Genomic DNA, 22488 nt, shown 5'->3' with positions numbered 1-22488 from the left:
GCCATAATTAGCTATAGTTTCTTTAGCACGCTTAATACTCTCAATGTGTCGCTGACACTATTTAGTTCTATCTTCAATTTCGTCGAATGCTTCAACCGAGATACGTTCAGCAATTTCACGCATCTTCTGCATTTTTTCTGGATTACGATTTTCCCAAAACTGTTCCCAATTTTCGCGAGTTTGCCATTTGGCAACAGTGAGAACCTTTTCAGGCTTATCATAGGAATGGAGCATAAAGCTACCGAGCGCACCTTCTACCGAATGGTGGATGGATTCGGTCGCCGAACGCCAGGCATCTTGAAACTCGTCCATTTTCTCGATTGGTACACGCCACTCATACACAACTCTAAACATAAAACTCCCTGTAAGATACGCAGTTTCTAAATCCCAAAGCATTTGGCACATAACGTCACGTTATGGGGTGAACCAAAGCAATACGGAAGGCGATACATCCATCTTAAACACAACTAGTACATATATCCTAACCAGTCCATGTGTCCAACTGCCCAAGTTTTTCCACTCATTGACTTTATATACAAATCATTCACCCGCTCCACTGCGACACCATAATTTCTGTGTTCAGATAGCCGCAACCATGAACTGAGCGTATCAACACGCTGATAACCATTTTGTGTATAAAAGCTATGCAGATCAGATATTAAGACTATGAAATCGACTTCTTTAGTAGAAGCATAATCTGCAAGCTGAGATAACATTGAAGAGCCAATACCTTTACCTTGATGAGCGCTGTCGATACAAAAATCGATAACACCTAAGACTTTGTAGTTTTCTTCTCCCACGGCTATCACTCGATAGTCTAAGCCCATGTAACCAACAAGTTGATTACCTTTATATTTCAGGGCTCTCATGTGAGGAAGTTGCTTGTAATAAGAGCGTGCCACTTGATCTTCAGGAAACGACTGGTTTCGCAAAGACTGAATCTCAGAATGCTGCTCTCTCGATAATTCTATTTCCGGGTAAATATCCATATTTAACCTTTAAAACCTACCACTGTGTTAAAGCGCCGCATAGCTACATTATCAAAACTTAACCCACAAATGAGTAACCCTGAAACATCAACATCACAGCTGTGTCCATTCCAGTAGACTCTGCCATCAGCCCTGTTACGACTTAGCTGCTTGTAATATCAGCGAATGTTTTTGACCGCAGGCCACCATACGAAGACCCTGATGTATCAGCTGCATAAGACAGAGCATCAATTGTCAGACTGATGCTCTGTTCACTCCACTCTTCGGCAGTTCCTCCTTAAGAACTTATTTCACCGGCTCTTCCAATTCACCTTGGATTAGCAGCTGAGGGGTATATTTACCGCCACTGTGCTCTTTGGTAGATAAACCGACATAACCGCCTTGACCTTTCTCGTCGATATTAACCAGCAGCAGATCCAGTGAACGCTTGCTGTCCAATTTGTTGACGATATCAGTTACATCCAGCTCAATCCATTTCTGGCTTTGACCATGGCTGGCTGTGGCAATGCCAGATGCTGTGGCGCCATCGGTGGAAGGTAGAGTATTCCAAGTGATGCTTTCTTTTTCAATCCAGTCGCCGGCGTCTGCAGCAAAGGCCTGCAAGCGGGTATCCTTATTACCGCCAGTTTTGTCTGGACGGGTGTCAACACCTCGGATATGCAACTTTAATTTGGCGGAAGTCGCTTTTAAGCCCATCAGGCCGTTTGTATCAAAGCGAAGAATACTTATATGATCCAGTGCCGGGTTGTTGTAGTGATTTTCTACCCCCATGAACCCCCAAGCAATACCGTCGAATTTGTCAGCCTGATTACCACCGCGCACATAAGCGTCTTGAGTCACTTTCAGCTCTAGTCCGCCAGCGGCCAGATCTTGCTTAGCCTTAGCTCTGGCTTCTGCATCAGCTTTTGCTTGGGCTTCAGATGCCTCTTTGGCTGCAGCTTCCGCTTTGGCAACAACTGCGGCTTGGGCTTCAGCTGCGACTCTTGCTTCTTCTTCTGCTTGCTTGATTTCATCCCTGAAAGCTTGGTTTATCTTCTCCGCACCTTGGTAGAAAGGGAAGGTTACGCTGTTACCTTGTTCCGCAGTTTTGCCGTGTGTCATCACCATGCGAGTTACCGCTTCGCCCTTGGCTTTAGAGTCCAGCGTCAGCTTAACTTCGGCGTAAGACAAACCTGGAGTGGATAACGTTACGATCGGTTCAGCGCCACTTTCATCTACCAGCAATACGCTTGGTTTATCTACAGAAACCGTAAGATCGTCGCTGATCACTACGCTGCCGGCCTGATGGAAAACGACACCAGCGATCTTAAGATCGGAATTACGTACGGCCTGTACGCTGGTGCTGTTCTGCAGTACGGTCACTGGCATCATCTGCTGATAGGACGCCGTCTGCTCTGCGGTCAGCTCAGGCACAATAATATACTGGTAGTCGGCGTCACTTGGCTTCACACCGTGGCTGATATGCAGGGTGAAGACATCCTTAGAGACTTCATTGGCGGAAGATCCACTGCGGATCCGTTTCCAGTTACCTTTCTGCGTCTGGTTGGACAGGTGGCGTTCGCCGTTTTGCGGGAATATATAGCCTACGCCATCATGGTGCACCCAGTTGGCAGAGCTGATCTCGCGTACACCGTTTTCAACTTCCACACCATCAACCGTCACCTTACCGTTGAGCAGGGTCTGGTTGAGAGTAGTGTTCACATTTTCAGCGGATGTTGAAGAGATGCCAGCGCCTAACGCAACTATCTCGTTTTTAAAGCTGAACCATGATTTCTTCGCTTTAGTGTTGAATGCATCACCTTTGGCTGGACTGGTATCGAGGTTCATATCCATGGTTGTTACGCCATAATTGCCGTTAGACACGCCACCCACGAAAGCAACTTCCGGCTGTTCAACCTTACCCCAGTCATCCGGCAAGCCTTCATATTCAGGCGCGGTTACGCCCGGCACCAACTTCCAGTTCCATACCGGGAAAATGTTGTGGTATTCGTCGCCGCGCTGTTCCAGAAATGTGCTGCCGAAGCCCAGCCAATAGCCCAACAGGTTTTCACCGTTACCACTTTCATTAGGGTAGGTTCGCTGGGAGTTCATGCGAATGCCGAAGAAGTGACCATCGGCCATTTTGGTGGAATAGTCACTGCGCCAGAAGTGTTTAAAGCCATTCAAACCGGAAGGTACGCCATGTCTGGCACCTGTAACGTGCGCTTTAAAGGCCATCGCTTCAGCCGCACGTTCAGGAGTTAATGCAGCCACCATATCCATCTGGGTGATATTATTGCTTGGTTTTAACGGCGGTAACTCAGCCAGAGGAGTCAGTTCTGGTTTGCTACGGCTGATACCGCGTCCCCAGGTGTTGTAGTCCAGACGGCTGCCGCGCTTCATCCAGCGCCAGCCATCCAGGAAGAAGTTGGTGAGAATATCGGCCTTCTCTTGGCTAAACCGCCATTCGGTATCGCGGACCATATAGGCGACTCGCAAGGTTGCGCCAAACCAGACTTCGCCATAGCCAGCGCTGTACAGTTGAGCGCCGTGCTGATGGAAAGAGTAATCCGCCTGAATGCCTTCGCCATTGGTGAGTTTGACGGTATTTTCCATGTCTTTTACTGCGGCGCCAACCAGAGATTTGCTATGAATCAGCAGGCCGCGGTAGATTACGACCAGGTTGATGTCACTGCGGTTACCACCGGTTGTCTCAGCATTATCACTCTTACGGACCCCAGGAGTATCTGACATGATCATCGCGGTTTGAAAGCGCTGCTCCATCGGCAGCAGATCACCCAACATCAGAGCAACTTCACCCAGGAATTGAGGCTGACCAATGTCTGCCCACCACCAACCGGTTTTGAAATCTTGTTGATGCCAATAGGTCAAGCCACGGATAGCGGCATCCGCCAAATCGGCATTATTTGATTGCACGAACGCGGCGCCGATCATACGCAGGCGTCTTAGGTGATCTCCGGCTTGCCAACCAGTTGGATCTTCGTCGGCATATTCAATATCTTCCCAACTGCCATTCGCGGCCATGCTGTCCGCATGCTCTTGCGCTAGTTCCAACACTGATTTCTGTTGTTTAGCGGCTATGTCGGTTTGGCGATCAACAAAACCACTCAGCATATTCTGGCGCACCAGCTCGAACTCATTGGCTGCCTGAGATTGAACTTCGGAAGCATGTTGACTTTCGACTTCTTTGATTATTCCATTACATCCAGCAATGGCTAGCACCGATGCGGTAATTACCGATAATTTGAACTTCTTCAACTTCAACTCCACATTTATTCTGACAAAAGAACAAAGGAAACCTGAAACAACGTTTCTCTTGTGATGAAACAATAAATGTTTTATTAACTTGTATTAGTTCTGATGAAGATAACGCGAAGCAGATCAAATCATCCTGGCCGTCTGTAGTGATTTTAATCACAAAAGGTGCCGTGTTGAGTAACAACCTCTTTTTTGAAATGTGCCATTTACGGATAAAATGGGCATCATACATGTGTGATCACCAAGCTATTTTGTCGTGAGTTGCATTGCCTCCGTTTTGCACAAACTCCCCCCTCCCAAAAGTAATGGACAAAAGCAACGGACTGATCAGATTCGAGGCTTTCAGGGTAACTGGTGAAATATATCGTTCTATTTAGGGGTGAACAACGCAATACCTAAGCCGCGGCAAACCAACTTATTCACTTAAAGCAACGCATAGTAAAAATGCCACGCGTTGCGAACCTGTCTTAAACAGTTTGTTATATTTAAACTATCTGCTTGGCATAACTGTTTCGGTCTATATCGACAACCTCTACTGTTAATGAAGCACTAACCAACTGGATTGATTTCAGCCTGGACATGACACTATTAGACAAAAGCAACTTGTCTTGTTCATTACGACCAGAAAGAATACGCAAAGTTACGTGAATAAAGTCTTCTTTAGCGGAGCCTGTTTGATAGTTTTCATATGCAATACTTCTAACCTTTATATCGCTACCATCTGGCTCAAACAAATTCGACTCTAAAGCACCCAGAAACACTTTCTGATTCAAGTCTACCTGTTCGATAGATGATGAATGCTCAATAATACAATGAGGCAAAACTTACTCCTTAAATATAACGCCGCATTAAGGGGTGAACAACGCCACCACCTAGCCTAAATCATTGTGCCGTAAACACTAAAGCTTAATCAAACTGAAAATGCCAAGCGTTGAGAATCCCTCTTAAACGCTTGTTAAGTGCAATTTTTGCCCACTTCCGCTGAAAAAGTGATATCGATCGTGGGACTCAGCATAAGACAAACATGACAATGCTTTTCCACCGCATCTTGAGCTGCTCGCAAAATGTCAGATTCCTTAAAACCGCTGCCATTTACTGTAAAGTGTAAGTTTGCCGATTTATATAAACGAGGTTCTGATTCCGTTAGGGCGAAAGTAACCGTATTTTCTAGGCCTTTAACTTCAAAACCTTGATCTTGTAGTAACAAGACGACATCCGTAGCACTACATGAACCTAAAGCCGACAATAGAACTTCTGTTGGACAAGGGGCTTTCTCACTTGTAGCGTCAACATTAAACGTAAAGCCTCCTTCAGTTGACACTTTAAAACGACAATCACCATCCCACTTTATATTAATACTCATACTTCCCTACTTTTTGATGTGACTATTGTTGATTGCACTTAACGCCCTGTTAAGTGGTGAGCAACACTACCACAAAACTCAATTATTACACCGTAAACACAAAAGCCAAATCAAACCAAAATTACCAAGCGTTGCGAATCTGTCTTAAACGCCTTGTTAGAAATTACTTGTGCACTAACTCAAACGTTACAAGAACCAACTCTGTTGAGTCGTTGAATTCTATACCATAAGCTGATTTACAGTCTCTAGTGAAGAAGTCGTTATGTGCTTTATACCACCACTCATAGGTGCCATCTCCTTCCCCCTCAGATTCAGCGAATTCTCGACTAACCTGTCCAAAGGGACAAAAGTCCACATTGGTTATTTTTACTATGCAAACCGGGTTCTTTTCCCAGTCAAGCACGATTTGGTACTGCCCTACTTTAGGAAACTCCTCACCTTCAATACGGTACGCTTCTTTGACGCTGCAAGTTGCACGTTTTTGACCAATAGAGACAAGACGAGCGCACTCATTTGTATTGTATTCATCGTCACAAAAGTAAGTAGTTTCTAACTCTCCAATCTCAGCAAGTTGAGATTCAGACAGTGTACTTGCATAGGCTTGGAAATAATCCACATACCTTGCATCCATAATAAATTCTCCATGTAATTTCTAACGCCGCGTTAAGTAATGAGCAACGCTACCACTGAACCTAACCAATTGTGCCATAAACACTTAAGATGAATAAAACCAAAAGTGCCACGTGTTGCAAATCTGCCTTAAACGCTTTGTTAGGGCAATTCGTTAGTACGATAGCGTCAATCTGATATTTGTTAGCTTTGAAGCGACTTTTTTGTCTAGAGGCAAAGGGAATTCAGCGATATCCCAAATAGCGTTGAACGCGCTCCGACAAAGTCTATTTTGTATGTCCATATCTAAGTTTTTTACCAATCCTTCTGGACTTAACTGAATTGTTAAGCGGCACTCTGCGCCCTTGTAACTTCCCTTTTTGGACAACGCATTTTGAATTGTTTCCGTATAAATGTCTGCATACTTTGAGATTTCACGTTCTTCCGGAGTCGGGCTGGAAAATTGACCTAAGATATCTTCTAAAGCAGCTTTCTGCTCGCGCCTTTCTTTCTCTACAATATCAACTTCTGCTGTAGCCGAACTAATATATGAAAACCAGAACATAACGAACAGACTTATGAGCCTCATAATGAACTACCCTCAATTACGTGTTGCCCTAACGCTCTGTTAAGGTGTGAGCAACGCAATACCAAAACCGCCGCATTCCACCTAAAACACCAAACGCAACGCATAGTAAAAATGCCACGCGTTGCGAATCCCTCTTGAACGCTTTGTTATACCACTACTCAAAGCTTTTCACTGAACTCCCCACACTGCTTACACTTGTAACCATGCTTGTAAAAGAACAGTGGAAAACCCAGTAAAATGAATACTAAGAAAGCTGGACGCTTACCTTTTGTAAATGCATATAGCTCCGTGCTACCACAGTTAGGGCAAACATCTTTGGCTTCATCAACGGCAACTTCATTTTCCAATGATTCTGAGAAGTCACTACTAAGTATTTGTTTCGCTTCCCCTGCATCACTCTCCGAGACCATCAGGCGAACACCGCCCATAGCGTTTGAATAAAGCCACTGAGTATTCACCGTGTGCTCGTCAGCGATGTAACTTTCTATCCCAGCACTATCTAGACTCGCTTTCGCAATATGAGCTTCATGAGGAAAAGAAAACCTTGCTACTACAATCACATATTGCTCCTTGTGGTATAACGCCGCGTTAAGTAGTGAGCAACGCTACCACTGAACCTAAACCATTGCGCCGTAACCACTAAAGCTGATTCAAACCCAAATTGCCAAGCGTTGTGAATCTGCCTTAAACGCATTGTTATGTACGTTTGACGGCAACCACCGAATAAATGTGCCAATGCTTTGATTCACCTACCATTGTTGTGCCATCTTCATCCCTTTCATTGAACTCTATAATTTCAAAGTTAGAGAATAAGTTTAACAACTCATCTTTAGAGAGTGCAGTTATGGGGGCGTGGAAGTCACTAGCCCAAGAGTCGTTTTTACCCATGAAATCACCAGCAAAAACCCCACCCTTTACGAGACTAGCATCTATGCTTGTCCATACCGCTTGAAACTGCTCAGGGTTCACAAAAAATAAACTCGCGTTAGCGACGATTAAGCTGGCATCAGCATACTCAAACTCACAAAATGATGATTGCACAACATTTACACTCGACTCATTGCCAAACCTATCTCGGCATATTGCTACTGAGTCAGGATTGATGTCAAAGCCGAAGACTTTATAGCCTTGCGAGGTTAAATACTTTATGTCGCTACCCGTTCCGCAACCACAATCTATTGCTACTTTAATTGAAGAAGCATCTAAATTTACAGCTCGTTCAGTTCTTGTGGAATGTGGTCGATTTAATGCCTTTTCGTAAAACTTCCGCCAATTTTCTCTATGTTTCTGATCATCCATAATCTTCGTTTTACCTTAAAGTACATAACGCCCTGTTAAGGGGTGAGCAACGCAATACCGATGCCGCCGCATACCACCTTAAACACTAAAATCAACACATAGTAAAAATGCCACGCGTTGCGAATCCCTCTTAAACAGTTTGTTAGCTTACTTTTTGACTATTGACGATACTATCGATTAGATCTCGTAGCTCATCATAAGTTTGCGATTCAGGAAACGAAGTAGACAACTCATGCCAAGCGGCCTCACTTAGGAGCTTGCCACGGTAGCTTAAAGTTTCAGTCTGAGCAGAGCCTGCCCCCTCAGCGATGGCCATTTTCACTTTAAATAGCCTAGCTTTTTCTTCTTGAAATCTAAAAAATTCTGAAAGCTGGGTGCTTGATTTACCATTTAAAACTTCTTCGATTACCTTACATTGATTCATTCGAGATGAGATCGCCTTTTCTATAGAGATACTATGATTGCCTTCTTTTTCTACAACATATGAATAAAGAAATTCTGTACGAGCTAAGTTAAAATAGATAAACCCAGGCCAAACCAAATCATCAGAAGATATAGACAATGCCTTTTTATAATGAGCCGATGACTTTTCCAAGAATGAAGTTATGTCATTCAAATCATAGGATCCAGATTTTAGTTCTGCCAATATTGCCAAACCATCTTTAGAGTAAAAATCTACTTCTTTAATTTTTAAGATCGTAAGAATTTCATGCATAGATTTCTTATGGTAATACAAACCAAGGTAATTGTGATAAATAGTTTGAGTTACATTATTTTTAAGGATGCCGCCTCTAATATGAAGAAGTTCAGCATTAACATTCACGCCTTTTTTTATTATAACTTGTTGATATTTTACAATGGCTTCGAATAGTTTTGAGGCCTCGTGAATCTGAATTAGACTTCCTTTGTTCAAAGAGTCATATTTTTTCACTTTGCTTTTTAGCAAATCTAGGATTTTTTCCATCCTTTTATTATATTTACTTAAGTCCGATTTTTTTGATTTGAATACTGCTGGGAATACTATAATTAAGTCAATCATATACTGTAAAGTATCAGCAAATTCTGATGCGGTTTTTGACGTATTCTTCAGCTTATACTCAATATCTCTCATCACCGCCTCTTGCAAGGAGGCCACTGAATTTTGATCGTATCTGCACACAATCTCCGGAAGAGATATTGTGTACCCCTGATTTTCGAGTATATTACCATCCATCTTGCTTATGTTATTAACGCTATCAATAGACATGTAAGTTCTAAGCGCTACCAACAATGCCGTTAACGAGATTACATAACTACCAATCGAAAAGGAATAATCTGCAACATCCTTCGTCCTTTCGAGGTATAAATAAAATTCATAAGCAGCAACCGAAAGTACCGCTAATATAACAAATAGAATTTGTAGCAAATTCTTCATTTTATCTCCTGTAAGCTAACGCCCTGTTAAGGGGTGAGCAACGCAATACCGAAGCCGCCGCATACCACCTTAATCACTTAAACCAACGCATAGTAAAAATGCCACGCGTTGCGAATCCCTCTTGAACAGTTTGTTATACATCACTTTCACGATGTAACTTATCAATATAGATTTGTAATCTAGTATGCCAAAAGTAAAAACCTAAAGCAGAAACTACCAATCCCAATATGATTCCTGCAAAGCTCACTAGCTTTGCCAACTCATAGCGTTCAAACCTTGAATTAAGAGCGATTCTTTTGGCTGGATTTCGGTTAATAATTTGGTCTGCCTCGCCTCTCAAAATTGCAGCATCAGCAAGAATTGCTTCAATAGCCAATTCCTGTTGTTTTATTAACTTACTTCTGTCACCACCCACGCTGTTATAGATAGCTATTGCTTCGTTAGTTTTTTCCGCAAATTTTCCATAAGCTTCACCACTTTTGGGAATACCATTTACATAACTTTCGCTTCTTTCAAAGAACTCACTAAATTCATTAGATGCTTTCCACCAAAAAGCACCACTAGAAAGAATCATAATAAGCCCAAACACAGCCATGAACTTATACAGATTATCTGTTGGAGGTGTGAGCATATAGTCTCCTTGATGTATAACGCTGCATTAAGGGGTGAACAACGCCACCACCCAACCTAAACTATTGTGCCGTAAACACTAAAGCTGATTCAAACCAAAACTGCCAAGCGTTGTGAATCCCTCTTGAATGCTTTGTTATGTTTGTAGCTAAAGAGATAGGCACAACTCTATTTCACGACCTTCAACTAAGTGACCTGTGGGCACAAAACCGCAATTTACGTAGAAACCTGGGGGCTGTCTGCACTTGCGACAACACTTGTATAAAGAGCGGATATTCCAAACTCATTAACCAAGGCCGATTTCAACAAATCTACAGCAATACGACCATAGCCCTTTGACTGGTAAGATTTATCTAGCATGAGCCTCCAAAGCTCAAACTTACCTGATACAGTATCTGCGCTTACTAAAATGAACCCAACCGGTTTATTTTCGAAATAGATGCCCTTAAACCAAGGAAAGTTCATAAAGTTCGCTTCAGCCAGTGAAATAGCATTGCTATCGACATGATTTAACTGATTTGGAGCAACTTTCAGCTGGCAAATCTCATAAAAATTGTCGTAATTTATACTTCTAAGTTCGAGAGCCATACAGCCAATTTCCTTCAAAAACATAACGCCCAATTAAGGGGTGAGCAACGCTACCACCCAACCTAAAGCAATGTGCCGTAACCACCAAAAATTGAAGTAGAAGCAAAAATGCCAAGCGTTGGGAATCCCTCTTAAATTGTTTGTTATGTTTATTTAATTACGGCAACTACGACCTGAGCCACACCAACTAGAACCAAGGCTCCGGTTAACCAATTTAGAGCTAAAGCCACTTTTCCGGAGCTTCTCGATGATTCTTCAAATGCACTTTTTATTGATCAATTTCGTCGCCCAACTCATCTATAGATTGCTGGATATCTTCCGTACAGCGAACAAGAATTGCTGACTTCTGCTGTTCATGAACTTGACTTACCGCTTGAGCAGTTCCAATAAGCTCTTCAAGAATTTGATTTTTATCTTTATTTTCTACATAACTCATCAATTTCTCCTCGTGAACATAACGCTTTGCTAAGGTGTGAGTAACGCAATACAAAAGCTACCGCACGACGCCTTAATCACTGAAGACACCTCATACCAAAAATGCCACGCGTTACGAATCACTCTTAAGCAACTTGTTAGTACGCTGCCCGTGAACATTTGGCACATGCCAAGATATTGAAATATAGCACGAAACTTCTGGCTTAAAATGCTGAAGCTAAAGGGACAACTGCCAAACTAGAACTCACTCTCAAAACGCAAGTTGGCTAGAAGAAAAATATGCAAAGCTACCCTATTTCACCGCTTTCAAATTTGCCAAGGATACAGGCTGCAGAACTAAACGGCAGCGCCAAAGAAACTCCGTGTTGACGAGAATTTCCCAGCACCAAAGAAGCCACACCAGAGAAATAGCCCGAAAGTTAGAAACCGTAAACGGTGAAATCAACGCGAACACAACTCATATAGTGCCACCGGAAAGAACGTGAAAGGCACATTTGACCAGGTGTAAAACTAGGAAAAGAAACCAATAAACATCAAGACTTTTGACCTTTGATGCCAATCCAGTACTAACGCCCAGTTAAGGGGTGAAGCACGCAATACCGATGTTACTGCATGGCACTTCAACACCGAAACCAACGCATACCGAAAATGCCACGCGTGCTGAATCCCTCTTGAACTGTTTGTTAGGTTTATGACTGGCACTTCATTAGATGGTAACTTTCTGAACCATCATTCACAGTTTCTACTATTGTAAAACCTTGTGACCGATAAAACCCAATAGCATTTCTATTTTGAGTAAGGCATTTCAGGCTTAAATTTGAATACCGTTGTTTAGCAAAGTCCAACAGTTTTAAACCTACCCCGCTCCTTAAGTTACAAGGACTTACAAATAAGTGATGTATGAAGTTATCAGGCTCCCAAATGGAAATAAAACCGAGGATTTTATTTGATTTACTCGCAACCAAAATATCTTCGCCTGCGGTATCTCGTTCAAAGTCTGAGAGTTCAAACAAGTCTGTGTCCTGCCATGTAAAAGTTGCTAATCGTGATTCTAGATACAATTTCCTTACAGCGTCTAAATGATGAGGTTGAAACTTTATTATTTCCATAAACTTACCAACAAACCTAACGCCGTGTTAAGGGGTGAGACAACGCTACCGCCAAAGCGGATATGACCGCCTTAATCACTTAAACTGATTTGAAGTGAAAACGCCACGCGTTGACGAATCCCTCTTAAACACTTTGTTATGTTTTACCACAACTGACTAACTCACATGGCAAAGAACTGAATTGCATAAGAAATTGTTTAACTTGCGTCACACGACTTTGTGGAATCATCCGACAAAAGCGATAAACATAAATCGCGTAATTCCCAGGAATTTGATTGAGGCAACTTTGATGATTTTCGGCGAATGACGGCATCCCTTTCAATACAGCGAAAGACAAAACTCAAATTGCCGAAAACCCCGCTGCCGATTTGCTAATTGGGAAAAAGAACCAAAGCGACTTTAAGCCAGCCCAATTTTCAACACGCAGACGCGACTTCGAACTGAAGCAACCCACGAACTTTGAAGCGTGATTATTTTGAGGGATTCATGAACCTGGGCAGACAATATTGAATTGCTGAGACTACCCGAGCGAATTGCCAAAGAGACCAAAGAAATAAGCGCCAAGAAACCTTTTATTTCTTCTAAATCAAAGTGAAACATAACGCCGCGTTAAGTGGTGAACAACGCGACCACCTTACCTAAACCATTGTGCCGTAAACACTTAAGCTGATTCAAACTAAAACTGCCAAGCGTTGTGAATCCATCTTGAACGCTTTGTTAGGTGAAAATACTTACTGCAACCAAGCCATTAAACCGCTAACTAGTAACAGTAATACGCCAGCAATACCTACTGAAAACGTAAAACTAATTCGGTTGTGTCGGTCTTGTTCATCGATGTCTCGACTGACTAGTTCGCGATGTGTAATTAGTGACATTGCATCCTGATTAGCGGGACTGCTGCCGTCATAAGCTAAATACGCTATGCCGATAGAAAAAATACCACTGAAGGCAACGTAATCAACTAGAGAGATTGATGCTAAATAGGGTACTAACCATCGTCCCAAAGCGCCGATGAGAACAACCGCGATGAACGCATATAAAATTCCAAGTATAAATGACCTCAAGATACCTCCTTTCACCTAACGCCTTGTTAAGGTGTGAGGCACGCAATACCTAAGCCGCCGCATACCACCTTAACCACTAAAACCAACGCATAGTAAAAATGCCACGCGTGCCGAATCACTCTTGAACAATTTGTTATGCTCGTTCTTTTAGGGTTTGCACAAGACTTACAAGGTCCAAAACTTCGCTAGTTTCAAAGCGATCAAGTTTTGGTAATACATAACTATCGCTCACAGTTTTTAAAGTAATTTCTCTGATCACTGCGCCGTCCCTTGAGTAAGCTGTATCAAAGGATTCAACATCACATACACTCAAATGCCAAAGTGCACTGTTTCCTAGTTTAAGAGTAATACGCTTATCTAGAACCTCGATGCTATAAAGGCCATTTTTATCCGGAAACTTTTGCTGTAATAACAAGCTAATTGCGGCTATCGCGCTCAAACCTAGAGCTAAAAACAAGCTTCCTGATGCAATAGAAATACCGATAGTACCTATAGTGCCGATTAAAATTACACCTTTATTTAAAGCTTTCTCTTTTTCCCTGAGATACACAACTTCCTCCTACGAGCATAACGCCGCATTAAGGGGTGAACAACGCAAACCACCCGGCCTAAACCATTGTGCCGTAAACACTTAAGCTAATTCAAACCAAAACTGCCAAGCGTTGTGAATCCCTCTTGAATGCTTTGTTAGTTGCCAAACCTAAAGCTTTGATTCGATGTTAATTGACGTTTTGCCAACACTAGCTTTATGTGTTTTGGCTCACTCAAATCAGGCGCACTTTCAAAGCGCCTCTCACTGAAACCACTTGGAACATACAACACCGTAGAAAATGGGCAAACAACACCAAAAAGCGCCTTTGGACAAACAATGTTACAGAGCTAACTTTCAACATATAAATCGGTTTCTGAAATAGAGAATACAACCACAAAAGAAACCAACGCACAATTTTACAAACCCAAATAACTAGAAATTGAAATACGAAAACCAAGCCAAAAACACACGAGAATTAGCCCCAAAAACTCTGCTTTAGCTACGTTTTCCTCGTTGGCAACTAACGCCCAATTAAGGGGTGAGTAACGCAACACCGATGCCACCGCAAACCACCTTAATCACTAAAATTAACGCATAGTAAAAATGCCACGCGTTACGAATCCCTCTTGAATTGTTTGTTAGTACGCGGCCCTTAAAGCCTTTGGCACACACCAAGGTATTGAAATATAGCACGAAAATTTTGGCTTAAAACGTTGAAGCCAAACAGACAACTACCAAACTTGAACCCAATCTCAAAACTCAAGTTGGCGAGAAGGAAAATATGCAAAACGGCCTTTTTTCACCGGTTTCAAATTAACAAAGGATAAGGGCTTCAGAACTGAACAACCGCGCCAGTGAAAAGCATTTCTGACTCATAAAACCAACCACACCAAAGAATCCGCACCAGAGAAATAGCCCGAAAGTTAGAAACCGTAAACGGTGAAATCAACGCGAACACAACTCATATAGTGCCACCGGAAAGAACGTGAAAGGCACATTTGACCAGGTGTAAAACTAGGAAAAGAAACCAATAAACATCAAGACTTTTGACCTTTGATGCCAATCCAGTACTAACGCCCTGTTAAGGTGTGAGCAATGCAATACCGAAGCTTCTGCATACCACCTTCAACACCAAACGCAACGCATAGCAAAAATGCCAAGCGTTGCGAATCACTCTTAAACAGATTGTTAGCCTACATCTTCAGCCAGCTCGTAATATCTGGAATGACGCCGTAACTTATACTCCCCACCTGGTAAGACTAGACTTGAACCACACTCGCACTTTTCAATAGTTTGAATATCGTCCTCATTATTTACCTTAAAGATCTCACCATTTTCTATGTCGTGCCCTCGAATTTGAGTTAGGTCAAATTTGGGATATGACTCATTATCTGCCCCACAAGACTTACAAGTAACACGAGCTTTGTAAAGCTGTCTGCTGAAATGTTCAGCTACGACGTCGTTCTCAGGAATAAGATAATTACCAAGTAGAGGGTTTTTTCTACTATCACTAATTTCTTTATATGAATTCAAAATCAATCCAATGAAACTCAGTACTTCACTGCACTCTTTATCACTATCATATCGAACCCACTTATCCCCATCATCTCTCCAGTAACCTTTGTTAGCCACGCATATATCTTTGACTATAGGTCCCTTCTCTTTAGAATAAATTTCTTGGTAACGCTTCGCTTCCGACTTATTTGATGCATCAGATGAAAGTGCAAATATAGCTGGAACTATTCCTTTAACATAGTGTGCTAAAGACTCACCGTTAGCCCCCCTAATGCCAGACAAAAATGAAAACCCATCTACTTTTTTTCCGCTATCGTGAGCCTGCTGAAGTCCCCTTTTGTCGAGCGTAGTTTTAACTTCGATAGTGTATAGTACACATTCAACAGGAAACAGACCTAAACTGTTATCAACTAGCAAAGGAGGAAGGATAGATTTATCATATATGATAATATCAATTTCATTAGAAGGAATGGATCCGTCATGAGAAATAATCTGTCCGCTTCCGACTCCAATATTTGGGGGCAATAGAGGGCGAAATAATTCTTTTATCAATACTTCTAAAATTGCTCCTTTTACTCCTTGATGATTTAACTTTCTGAAGCAATTTGCTTTTGCAATTGCTGCTTTGGCTGTTTCTCTATAATAGTTTTGGAAAAAAGACACACTAACTCTCTAGGAAAATAAAAATATCATTATATATCAAAGGTATATGATGATGCATTCTTTATGATTTATGGATGTAGGCTAACGCCCAATTAAGGTGTGAGGCACGCAATACCGATGCTTCCGCATACCACCTTAACCACTAAAACCAACGCATACCAAAAATGCCACGCGTGCCGAATCACTCTTAAATTGTTTGTTATAAAGCGGACTCTACGTTAAACGCCTTTTCTAACCACACCGAGCTTATGTACTGCCCGTGTTTCTTCGCATACTCATTGAAAACTCCGACTTCTCTGAAACCAAACCGTTTATGTAATGCAACTGATGCGTCGTTTGGTAATGCAACACCCGACAATACACGGTGGACGCCGTAAGCACGAATAGATGAGAACAACTGAGTATATAGTTTTAGAACCTAAACCTTTCCCTTTAGCTTCTTGTGCCAGATACACGGTCACTTCTACAGTATCGTCAAAAGCTGAAATTGCTCTGTACTGTTGGGAACATGCAAAACCTAGCAATTCGCCATTTTCTATAGCGACATATAGTTGATATTTGGTGTTGCTAGAGAACTGAGAAAACCATTTCTGACGATTTTCCAGAGTAAATGGAACTTCCTCAAAGCGTGCATTGGTGTGTTCAATATAAAAATTAAAGATGTCTGTAATACCAGCAACATCTTCAAGTTTACCTATTCGAATTTCCACGAAATGTCCTTTTTCTTCGAGCTTTATAACGCCCTGTTAAGGTGTGAGCAACGCAATACCGATGCCACCGCATACCACCTTAAGCACCTAAACTAACGCATAGTAAAAATGCCAAGCGTTGCGAATCACTCTTAAACAGTTTGTTAGCTATAGCCCCAACAGCTGCCACTGGCCAACAAACTTACCGTCTAAGTCTTCAAACTTTCGTATAGTGCTATCTTTTCGAGGTGAGCCATCTTTTTTGGTTCCGGATAACCAGTTTTGATGGCCAACTTTAATTGTTTTTGCCACATGCTCACTTGGTACTACATGATAGATAGGAGGCTGATCTGATAGAGGCTTGAGCGATACAAAAATGTAAAAATGATTGGCAGAATAGAAGTCTTCAGATTTCCTATTTACCACCCATTTAGCAGAACCATCACTATTAGTTTTAACTTGGACTGAGATTGATTTTGAAGCATCCGAGTTACTCGCCACAATATCAATGCCACGGCTATTCCTAAGTGTAATTGACGCTATATAGCCTCTTCTACTCAGTTCGGCTGCAACGTAATACTCCCCTGTAACTCCCACTAAATTAGACTCTAACTTTTCCATCTTACCTCAAAATTTTCTCGCTATAGCTAACGCCCGCTTAAGTGGTGAGCAACGCTACCACGACACTCAATTATTACACCGTAAACACAAAAGCCAATTCAAACCAAAACCGCCAAGCGTTGCGAATCCGTCTTAAAGCGTTTGTTAGGCTAATTCTGCCTGAATTTCTTGAATGCACGTTTGGTCTTATTGTAAATAAAACTTAGAACCACACCGACAACGACAAACAATCCAAAGTCGATTAGAACTAATTTAAGACTAAATGGGTCTGAAAACAGGTTATAGGTAAACCCCATTTGTGAACCGATAAATTTGGCTAAAAAAACTGTAGCTATGATTAGAAGTATATTCACTTTTTACCTGCAACATTGACTTAAATTAGAGTTCTACAGCACATACTACTTTTACTCATGCCTTAGACAAGACAACAGGTCTCGATTTCCATTGAAATTGGGATGAAATATGAATTTCACCACGATTAGCCTAACGCCGCATTAAGGGGTGAACAACGCATTCCACCCAAACTAAACCATTGTGCTGTAAACACTTAAGCTAATTCAACCAAAACTGCCAAGCGTTGTGAATCCCTCTTGAATGCTTTGTTAGTTGCCAAGCCTAAAGCTTTCATTTGAAGTCGATTGCCGTTTTGCCAACACTAGTTTTATGTGCTTTGAAAAACTCAGTTCAGGCGCAGTTTCAAAGCGCCTGTCACTGAAACCACTTGGAACAAACAGCGCCGTAGAATACAGCCTAACAACACCAAAAAGCTCATTTGAAAATGACAACATCACAGAGCTGACTCTCAGCAAGCGAATCGGTTTCTAAAACAGAAAATCCAACCACAAAAGAAACCTGAGAACGATTTTCACAAACCCGAACGATTCAAAATTGAAGTACGAAACCCCACCAAAAATACATTGACTTTAACTCTAAACATTCTGTTTTAGCTGCGTTTTCCTCGTTGACAACTAACGCCGCGTTAAGGGGTGCAGGCACGCAATACAAAAGCTACCGCACAGTGCCGTAATCACCGAACTCAACGCAAACTGAAAATGCCACGCGTGCCAAATCCCACTTAAACGCCTTGTTATGCTTAAGCTTCAATGGGTTACGTTTTTCTGGAAACAAGATTAACTCGGCTTTGATTCACAAACAAAAGCCAAAACGTAGAAAACCGAAATGACTCATAGTTTTGAAAATCAGACTTTGAAATTTGGTAATCAAAACTCAAAAACCTAAGATCAAATTTCTGATTGTGCCAACCGCCCTAACCTCGCGCTTGCCCGAAAGTTGATTGAGGCAACTCTGTGAATTTTCAGCGCCAAAGAATAAGTGTCCAGAAAACAGCACCCACTGGAGCCAACTTGCCGACGCGCACAAAACCCAAAAGCAGAGGAAACAAAGAAAAACCATAAACCACTGATTTTATTTGATTAAGCATAACGCCGCATTAAGTGGTGAGCAACGCAGACCACAGAACTTAAAGTATTGTGCCGTAACCACTAAAGCTGAAGCAAACCAAAAATGCCGAGCGTTGGGAATCCGTCTTAAATGCTTTGTTATGCTTCCTCATCCTGCCCTTGAAGCTTTTTGTTCTTTATGACCGCTTGAAAGCACCCAAATGTTAATAAGGCTCCAAGTAAGATTAAAAAATGCACAAATGGCCTGCCAGAAATGTAAGCCAAAAATAGAGCTAAGTAGCTGTAAAATAGGGTCAAACCAGCCCCAGAAAAAGCAGCGTCCAAAAATGAAAACTTTTCTCTACCCGCAGCACCAATCACACTGCCTATTAAAAATATCGGTATAGATATACTGATAGAAAGCATTAATAGCTTTAATGATTCAATAGACATAAACAATTCTCTTTTATATTGGAATAGGATCAATACACCTGGAGAAATCAAAGCACAAAGAAATAGGAAGATAAAACAAACTTTGTAACCACCTAACTTTTCAAGGGCTTCTATTGTTTCAGTTGGGTTATTAAACCACTTAATCATTATCAAATCCTTTGATGATACTTTTCACTGTGAAGCATAACGCCCTGTTAAGGTGTGAGCAACGCAATACCGAAGCTCCCGCATATCACCTTAAACACTAAAACCAACGCATAGTAAAAATGCCACGCGTTGCGAATCACTCTTAAACAGTTTGTTATATTTTTAGTTTACTCTAACTTTTAACTCTTCTCTCGGCCAGTCCATGTGTTGCCTGTCAAAATAGTCGATGTAAAACATAGATGTTTCAAAATCATTTGTATATTTATCTTTGTACAGCTCTTTTATAGAGCGAAAACATTCTTCGTAACTAGGTCGGTCAAGTGGTTCGACAGATAATAACTTAAGAATAAGATCTTTGAGTCGCGAACAATTGATATCAATTGTTCGCTCACCTTCCCTAGCCCAAGTTTCCCAACTAGTTTTTAGCTTTTTCGGATTTTTCGGATTTTTCGGATTTTTCTTTAGAACCTGTGATGCTGAATGTCCACAAGGGTGTTTGTTGCTAAAAAGTAGACAAAGAAGTACACCAAGTGCAAATCGATCTGGATAAAAGTCTGTTATTTCAGAATCCTTGTACTGTTCTGGTGCCTTGAATGGAAACTTTCCACCAGACTTACCAGCAACATTATCTTTTAAGTAGTAGTTTGACATAGCAAAATCAGAAAGCATCATTCTATAACGATGTGATGAATCTATATGATCAGGAGGAAATCCTACGAACTTTCTAGATAAGTCTTCGAATAGTATATTCTGAGGGTTGAAATCTTGATGGTGATGAATTGAACTACAATTCAAATCCATCAATCCTTTAATTATTTGCAGTGAATAATTAAAAGCAGCCACTTCTGATATTTTCTCTTTGAGGAAGTTTTCTAAACTACCATCACATGCTCTCATGCATGCATAGTATTCGCCGAAAATAATATGAACGTAGTAGATAGGAACTGTATATCTGCTGTTAATTGAATTCCATTTTAGAACTTCCTCTTTAAAGAGCTCAAGCGAGCTTTCGCTGAGCTCTTTACAACTTTTGTAAGCTACATATTTAGGTGAAGCAGCATTATTTTCTACTAAGTATACTTTACCGGAGTTACCTGAAAACTCATTTATGATTTTCCCTTTAAAAACTGAGTTAAGTACTGATTTTGGAATTTTCACCTGATATCTCCATAAAAATATAACGCCCAATTAAGGTGTGAGCCACGCTATTACGGCACTCAATTTGAACACCGTAAACACTGAACTCAACCCAAACCAAAAATGCCAAGCGTGGTGAATCACTCTTAAATTGTTTGTTATGCTACTTAGGAATGCTTTCTATAATCTCTGAGATTTCTGAAAATTCGTTCACCCAAACAATCTCTGCTCCAAAAGATTTCGCATCACTTTCTTCAAACTTGTGTACGGTTTTAACCAGCCCTGATGCAACAGCGTCTAGCTCATCAGAATGATTGAGCACATCTACTAGCTTTTCCTTTACTAACAACTCTTTAAGGGTTTCTTTAACTTTATCGACGTTATATCTACGTTTAATAACATAGTGCTGAGTTCTATCATGCCCACGTTGAGATTTTGCAATATCCAATAAACGCCTTAGGTTCGGGTCAGAAAAAGAGTGACCTATAAACAAGCAATTGGAATCCTTAAACTTATTTATTTGAACCAGATTACTCCAATGGTAAAGGTCCATATACTGTTTATGATAGCTGTCATCAGAAAGAATCACCGCATGTTTATCTGTAACATTTCCAGAGCGAGGGAGGTAACCATGAACATGGTAAATAGGAAGTTCGTCTTTCTTCGGGTTCATTCCTAAGGTGTAGATACTCTTATATTTAATCCCTAGGTCCAATGCTTTCAACTTATTTTCCAAGATGTCATCGTAGTTGTACGTTATGACTGAATCCAAGCTTGGATTTTTTCCCGGCGAAACACATAGTTGGACAATTGCTTTGTAAATAGGTGTTTCTACCTCGTTAAAGTTTTCATATAGAGCTTTGCGCACTTCAGTTTCAAATGGATACTTCCTGCCATTTTTCTCGTGTTTTTCTTTCTCGAAGTGAAGCTTGAGGTAGCGTGCAGCGATTAAGCTACTTGGACCAAATACCGAATTAAACATTGCAGCCATCACGGTGCTTTCTTTGTCTGCACTATCAAGTGTTTTTGCTAGTAGTCTACGTAGAAGCTCATCCCATGAAGGTAAGCCAAGATCCATAGAGATACCAGCTCCTAAAATCAAAGTTAAACTTTCATTGTTGTAATGATTTTTTAATTCTCGGATTACTTTCTTTCGATTTGCCTCATTGTCAGCAATTTTTAATACGGAGTCAGAGACTTTAGTCGATATATTTTTAAACACGCTATCAAATACATCGGAGAAAATATCGTCAAATTTACCATCATCTCTATCACTACTAAGGCTTTTCCAGATCCGTTTTGTATACTCACTTTCAGACTTAGGTTTCGCGTACTTTATGTCGATGAGCGTCTTAAAACCATTTTCATCTTCGACGATAAGATCTGGTTCTTTATCATCTTTCTTCATTCCAATACCTTATTTTTATTGTTTTCTTGTGCCAAACCAAACAAGTAGCATAACGCTTTGCTAAGGTGTGAGTAACGCAATACAAAAGCTACCGCACGACGCCTAAATCACTGAAGACACCGCATACCAAAAATGCCATGCGTTACGAATCACTCTTAAGCAACTTGTTAGTACGCTGCCCGTGAACATTTGGCACATGCCAAGATATTGAAATATAGCACGAAACTTCTGGCTTAAAATGCTGAAGCTAAAGGGACAACTGCCAAACTAGAACTCACTCTCAAAACGCAAGTTGGCGAGAAGAAAAATATGCTTAACTGCCCTATTGTCGCCGTTTTCAAATTTGCAAAGGATACAGGCTGCAGAACTAAACGGCAGCGTCAAAGAAACTCAGTGTTTGACGAGAATTTCCCAACACCAAAGAAGCCGCACCAGAGAAATAGCCCGAAAGTTAGAAACCGTAAACGGTGAAATCAACGCGAACACAACGCATATAGTGCCACCGGAAAGAACGTGAAAGTCACATTTGACCAGGTGTAAAGCTAGGAAAAGAACCCGATAAACCCCGAAAAATTT

Annotated in this window: 22 protein-coding genes and 1 pseudogene; all 23 read right to left on the bottom strand. The window is 41.3% G+C overall.

What is annotated here, in order from left to right; translation table 11 throughout:
• Positions 1–57: 57 nt before the first annotated feature.
• The 23 genes and pseudogenes from V1U08_RS18325 to V1U08_RS18205 all read right to left on the bottom strand — a co-directional run bounded on the left by V1U08_RS18325 (position 58) and on the right by V1U08_RS18205 (position 21912).
• Complete coding sequence (locus V1U08_RS18325; protein WP_330471191.1) at positions 58–354, bottom strand: antibiotic biosynthesis monooxygenase family protein; 297 nt, start codon at positions 352–354, stop codon at positions 58–60.
• A gap of 113 nt (positions 355–467) precedes the next feature.
• A complete protein-coding gene (locus V1U08_RS18320) occupies positions 468–989 on the bottom strand; it encodes a GNAT family N-acetyltransferase (protein WP_330471190.1) in 522 nt (173 codons plus the stop codon).
• Between the two features lie 285 nt (positions 990–1274).
• Positions 1275–4247 (bottom strand): polysaccharide lyase family 8 super-sandwich domain-containing protein, encoded by a 2973-nt coding sequence (locus V1U08_RS18315; protein ID WP_330471189.1) that lies wholly within the window; start codon positions 4245–4247, stop codon positions 1275–1277.
• A 485-nt stretch (positions 4248–4732) separates the two neighbouring features.
• Positions 4733–5068 carry a 5-carboxymethyl-2-hydroxymuconate Delta-isomerase gene (locus tag V1U08_RS18310; RefSeq protein ID WP_065302352.1) on the bottom strand — a complete coding sequence of 112 codons (336 nt, stop codon included), beginning with the start codon at positions 5066–5068 and terminating at the stop codon, positions 4733–4735.
• Positions 5069–5202: 134 nt separating this feature from the next.
• Positions 5203–5610: an OsmC family protein gene (locus V1U08_RS18305; RefSeq protein ID WP_014232128.1), complete on the bottom strand. Its 408-nt coding sequence runs from the start codon at positions 5608–5610 to the stop codon at positions 5203–5205.
• Between the two features lie 163 nt (positions 5611–5773).
• The gene (locus V1U08_RS18300; protein WP_065302351.1) at positions 5774–6241 is read right to left on the bottom strand and encodes an ASCH domain-containing protein; all 468 of its coding nucleotides are present in this window, start codon (positions 6239–6241) and stop codon (positions 5774–5776) included.
• Between the two features lie 153 nt (positions 6242–6394).
• Complete coding sequence (locus V1U08_RS18295; protein ID WP_330471188.1) at positions 6395–6784, bottom strand: cell envelope integrity TolA C-terminal domain-containing protein; 390 nt, start codon at positions 6782–6784, stop codon at positions 6395–6397.
• Between the two features lie 182 nt (positions 6785–6966).
• The gene (locus V1U08_RS18290) at positions 6967–7368 is read right to left on the bottom strand and encodes a putative signal transducing protein (protein WP_025555159.1); all 402 of its coding nucleotides are present in this window, start codon (positions 7366–7368) and stop codon (positions 6967–6969) included.
• A gap of 136 nt (positions 7369–7504) precedes the next feature.
• Positions 7505–8107, bottom strand: coding sequence for a class I SAM-dependent methyltransferase (locus V1U08_RS18285; protein WP_330471187.1), 603 nt, complete (start codon positions 8105–8107; stop codon positions 7505–7507).
• 142 nt (positions 8108–8249) lie between these two features.
• A complete protein-coding gene (locus V1U08_RS18275; RefSeq protein ID WP_330471186.1) occupies positions 8250–9521 on the bottom strand; it encodes a hypothetical protein in 1272 nt (423 codons plus the stop codon).
• 133 nt (positions 9522–9654) lie between these two features.
• Positions 9655–10152 (bottom strand): hypothetical protein, encoded by a 498-nt coding sequence (locus tag V1U08_RS18270; RefSeq protein WP_330471185.1) that lies wholly within the window; start codon positions 10150–10152, stop codon positions 9655–9657.
• 215 nt (positions 10153–10367) lie between these two features.
• A complete protein-coding gene (locus tag V1U08_RS18265) occupies positions 10368–10739 on the bottom strand; it encodes a GNAT family N-acetyltransferase (RefSeq protein ID WP_330471184.1) in 372 nt (123 codons plus the stop codon).
• A gap of 268 nt (positions 10740–11007) precedes the next feature.
• Positions 11008–11175: a hypothetical protein gene (locus tag V1U08_RS18260; RefSeq protein WP_330471183.1), complete on the bottom strand. Its 168-nt coding sequence runs from the start codon at positions 11173–11175 to the stop codon at positions 11008–11010.
• A gap of 688 nt (positions 11176–11863) precedes the next feature.
• On the bottom strand, positions 11864–12283 hold the full coding sequence (locus V1U08_RS18250; RefSeq protein ID WP_330471182.1) for a GNAT family N-acetyltransferase: 420 nt from the start codon (positions 12281–12283) through the stop codon (positions 11864–11866).
• 731 nt (positions 12284–13014) lie between these two features.
• The gene (locus tag V1U08_RS18245; protein ID WP_024702461.1) at positions 13015–13347 is read right to left on the bottom strand and encodes a hypothetical protein; all 333 of its coding nucleotides are present in this window, start codon (positions 13345–13347) and stop codon (positions 13015–13017) included.
• A 133-nt stretch (positions 13348–13480) separates the two neighbouring features.
• Positions 13481–13897, bottom strand: a complete 417-nt coding sequence (locus tag V1U08_RS18240; RefSeq protein ID WP_025502303.1) for a hypothetical protein — start codon at positions 13895–13897, stop codon at positions 13481–13483.
• Positions 13898–15067: 1170 nt separating this feature from the next.
• The gene (locus V1U08_RS18235; protein ID WP_330471181.1) at positions 15068–16057 is read right to left on the bottom strand and encodes a DUF6602 domain-containing protein; all 990 of its coding nucleotides are present in this window, start codon (positions 16055–16057) and stop codon (positions 15068–15070) included.
• Positions 16058–16256: 199 nt separating this feature from the next.
• A pseudogene (locus V1U08_RS18230) lies at positions 16257–16767 on the bottom strand (GNAT family N-acetyltransferase).
• 147 nt (positions 16768–16914) lie between these two features.
• The gene (locus V1U08_RS18225; protein ID WP_045377480.1) at positions 16915–17367 is read right to left on the bottom strand and encodes a hypothetical protein; all 453 of its coding nucleotides are present in this window, start codon (positions 17365–17367) and stop codon (positions 16915–16917) included.
• 1227 nt (positions 17368–18594) lie between these two features.
• Complete coding sequence (locus V1U08_RS18220) at positions 18595–18780, bottom strand: hypothetical protein (RefSeq protein ID WP_080505661.1); 186 nt, start codon at positions 18778–18780, stop codon at positions 18595–18597.
• Between the two features lie 146 nt (positions 18781–18926).
• Positions 18927–19367 carry a hypothetical protein gene (locus tag V1U08_RS18215; RefSeq protein ID WP_330471180.1) on the bottom strand — a complete coding sequence of 147 codons (441 nt, stop codon included), beginning with the start codon at positions 19365–19367 and terminating at the stop codon, positions 18927–18929.
• 162 nt (positions 19368–19529) lie between these two features.
• Positions 19530–20525 carry a protein kinase domain-containing protein gene (locus V1U08_RS18210; protein ID WP_330471179.1) on the bottom strand — a complete coding sequence of 332 codons (996 nt, stop codon included), beginning with the start codon at positions 20523–20525 and terminating at the stop codon, positions 19530–19532.
• A gap of 142 nt (positions 20526–20667) precedes the next feature.
• Positions 20668–21912 carry an SIR2 family protein gene (locus tag V1U08_RS18205; protein WP_330471178.1) on the bottom strand — a complete coding sequence of 415 codons (1245 nt, stop codon included), beginning with the start codon at positions 21910–21912 and terminating at the stop codon, positions 20668–20670.
• Positions 21913–22488: the final 576 nt, after the last annotated feature.

The organism is Vibrio sp. YYF0003 (assembly GCF_036350715.1).
Taxonomy (GTDB): Bacteria; Pseudomonadota; Gammaproteobacteria; order Enterobacterales; family Vibrionaceae; genus Vibrio; species Vibrio natriegens.
This window is presented reverse-complemented; position numbering and strand designations above follow the sequence as displayed.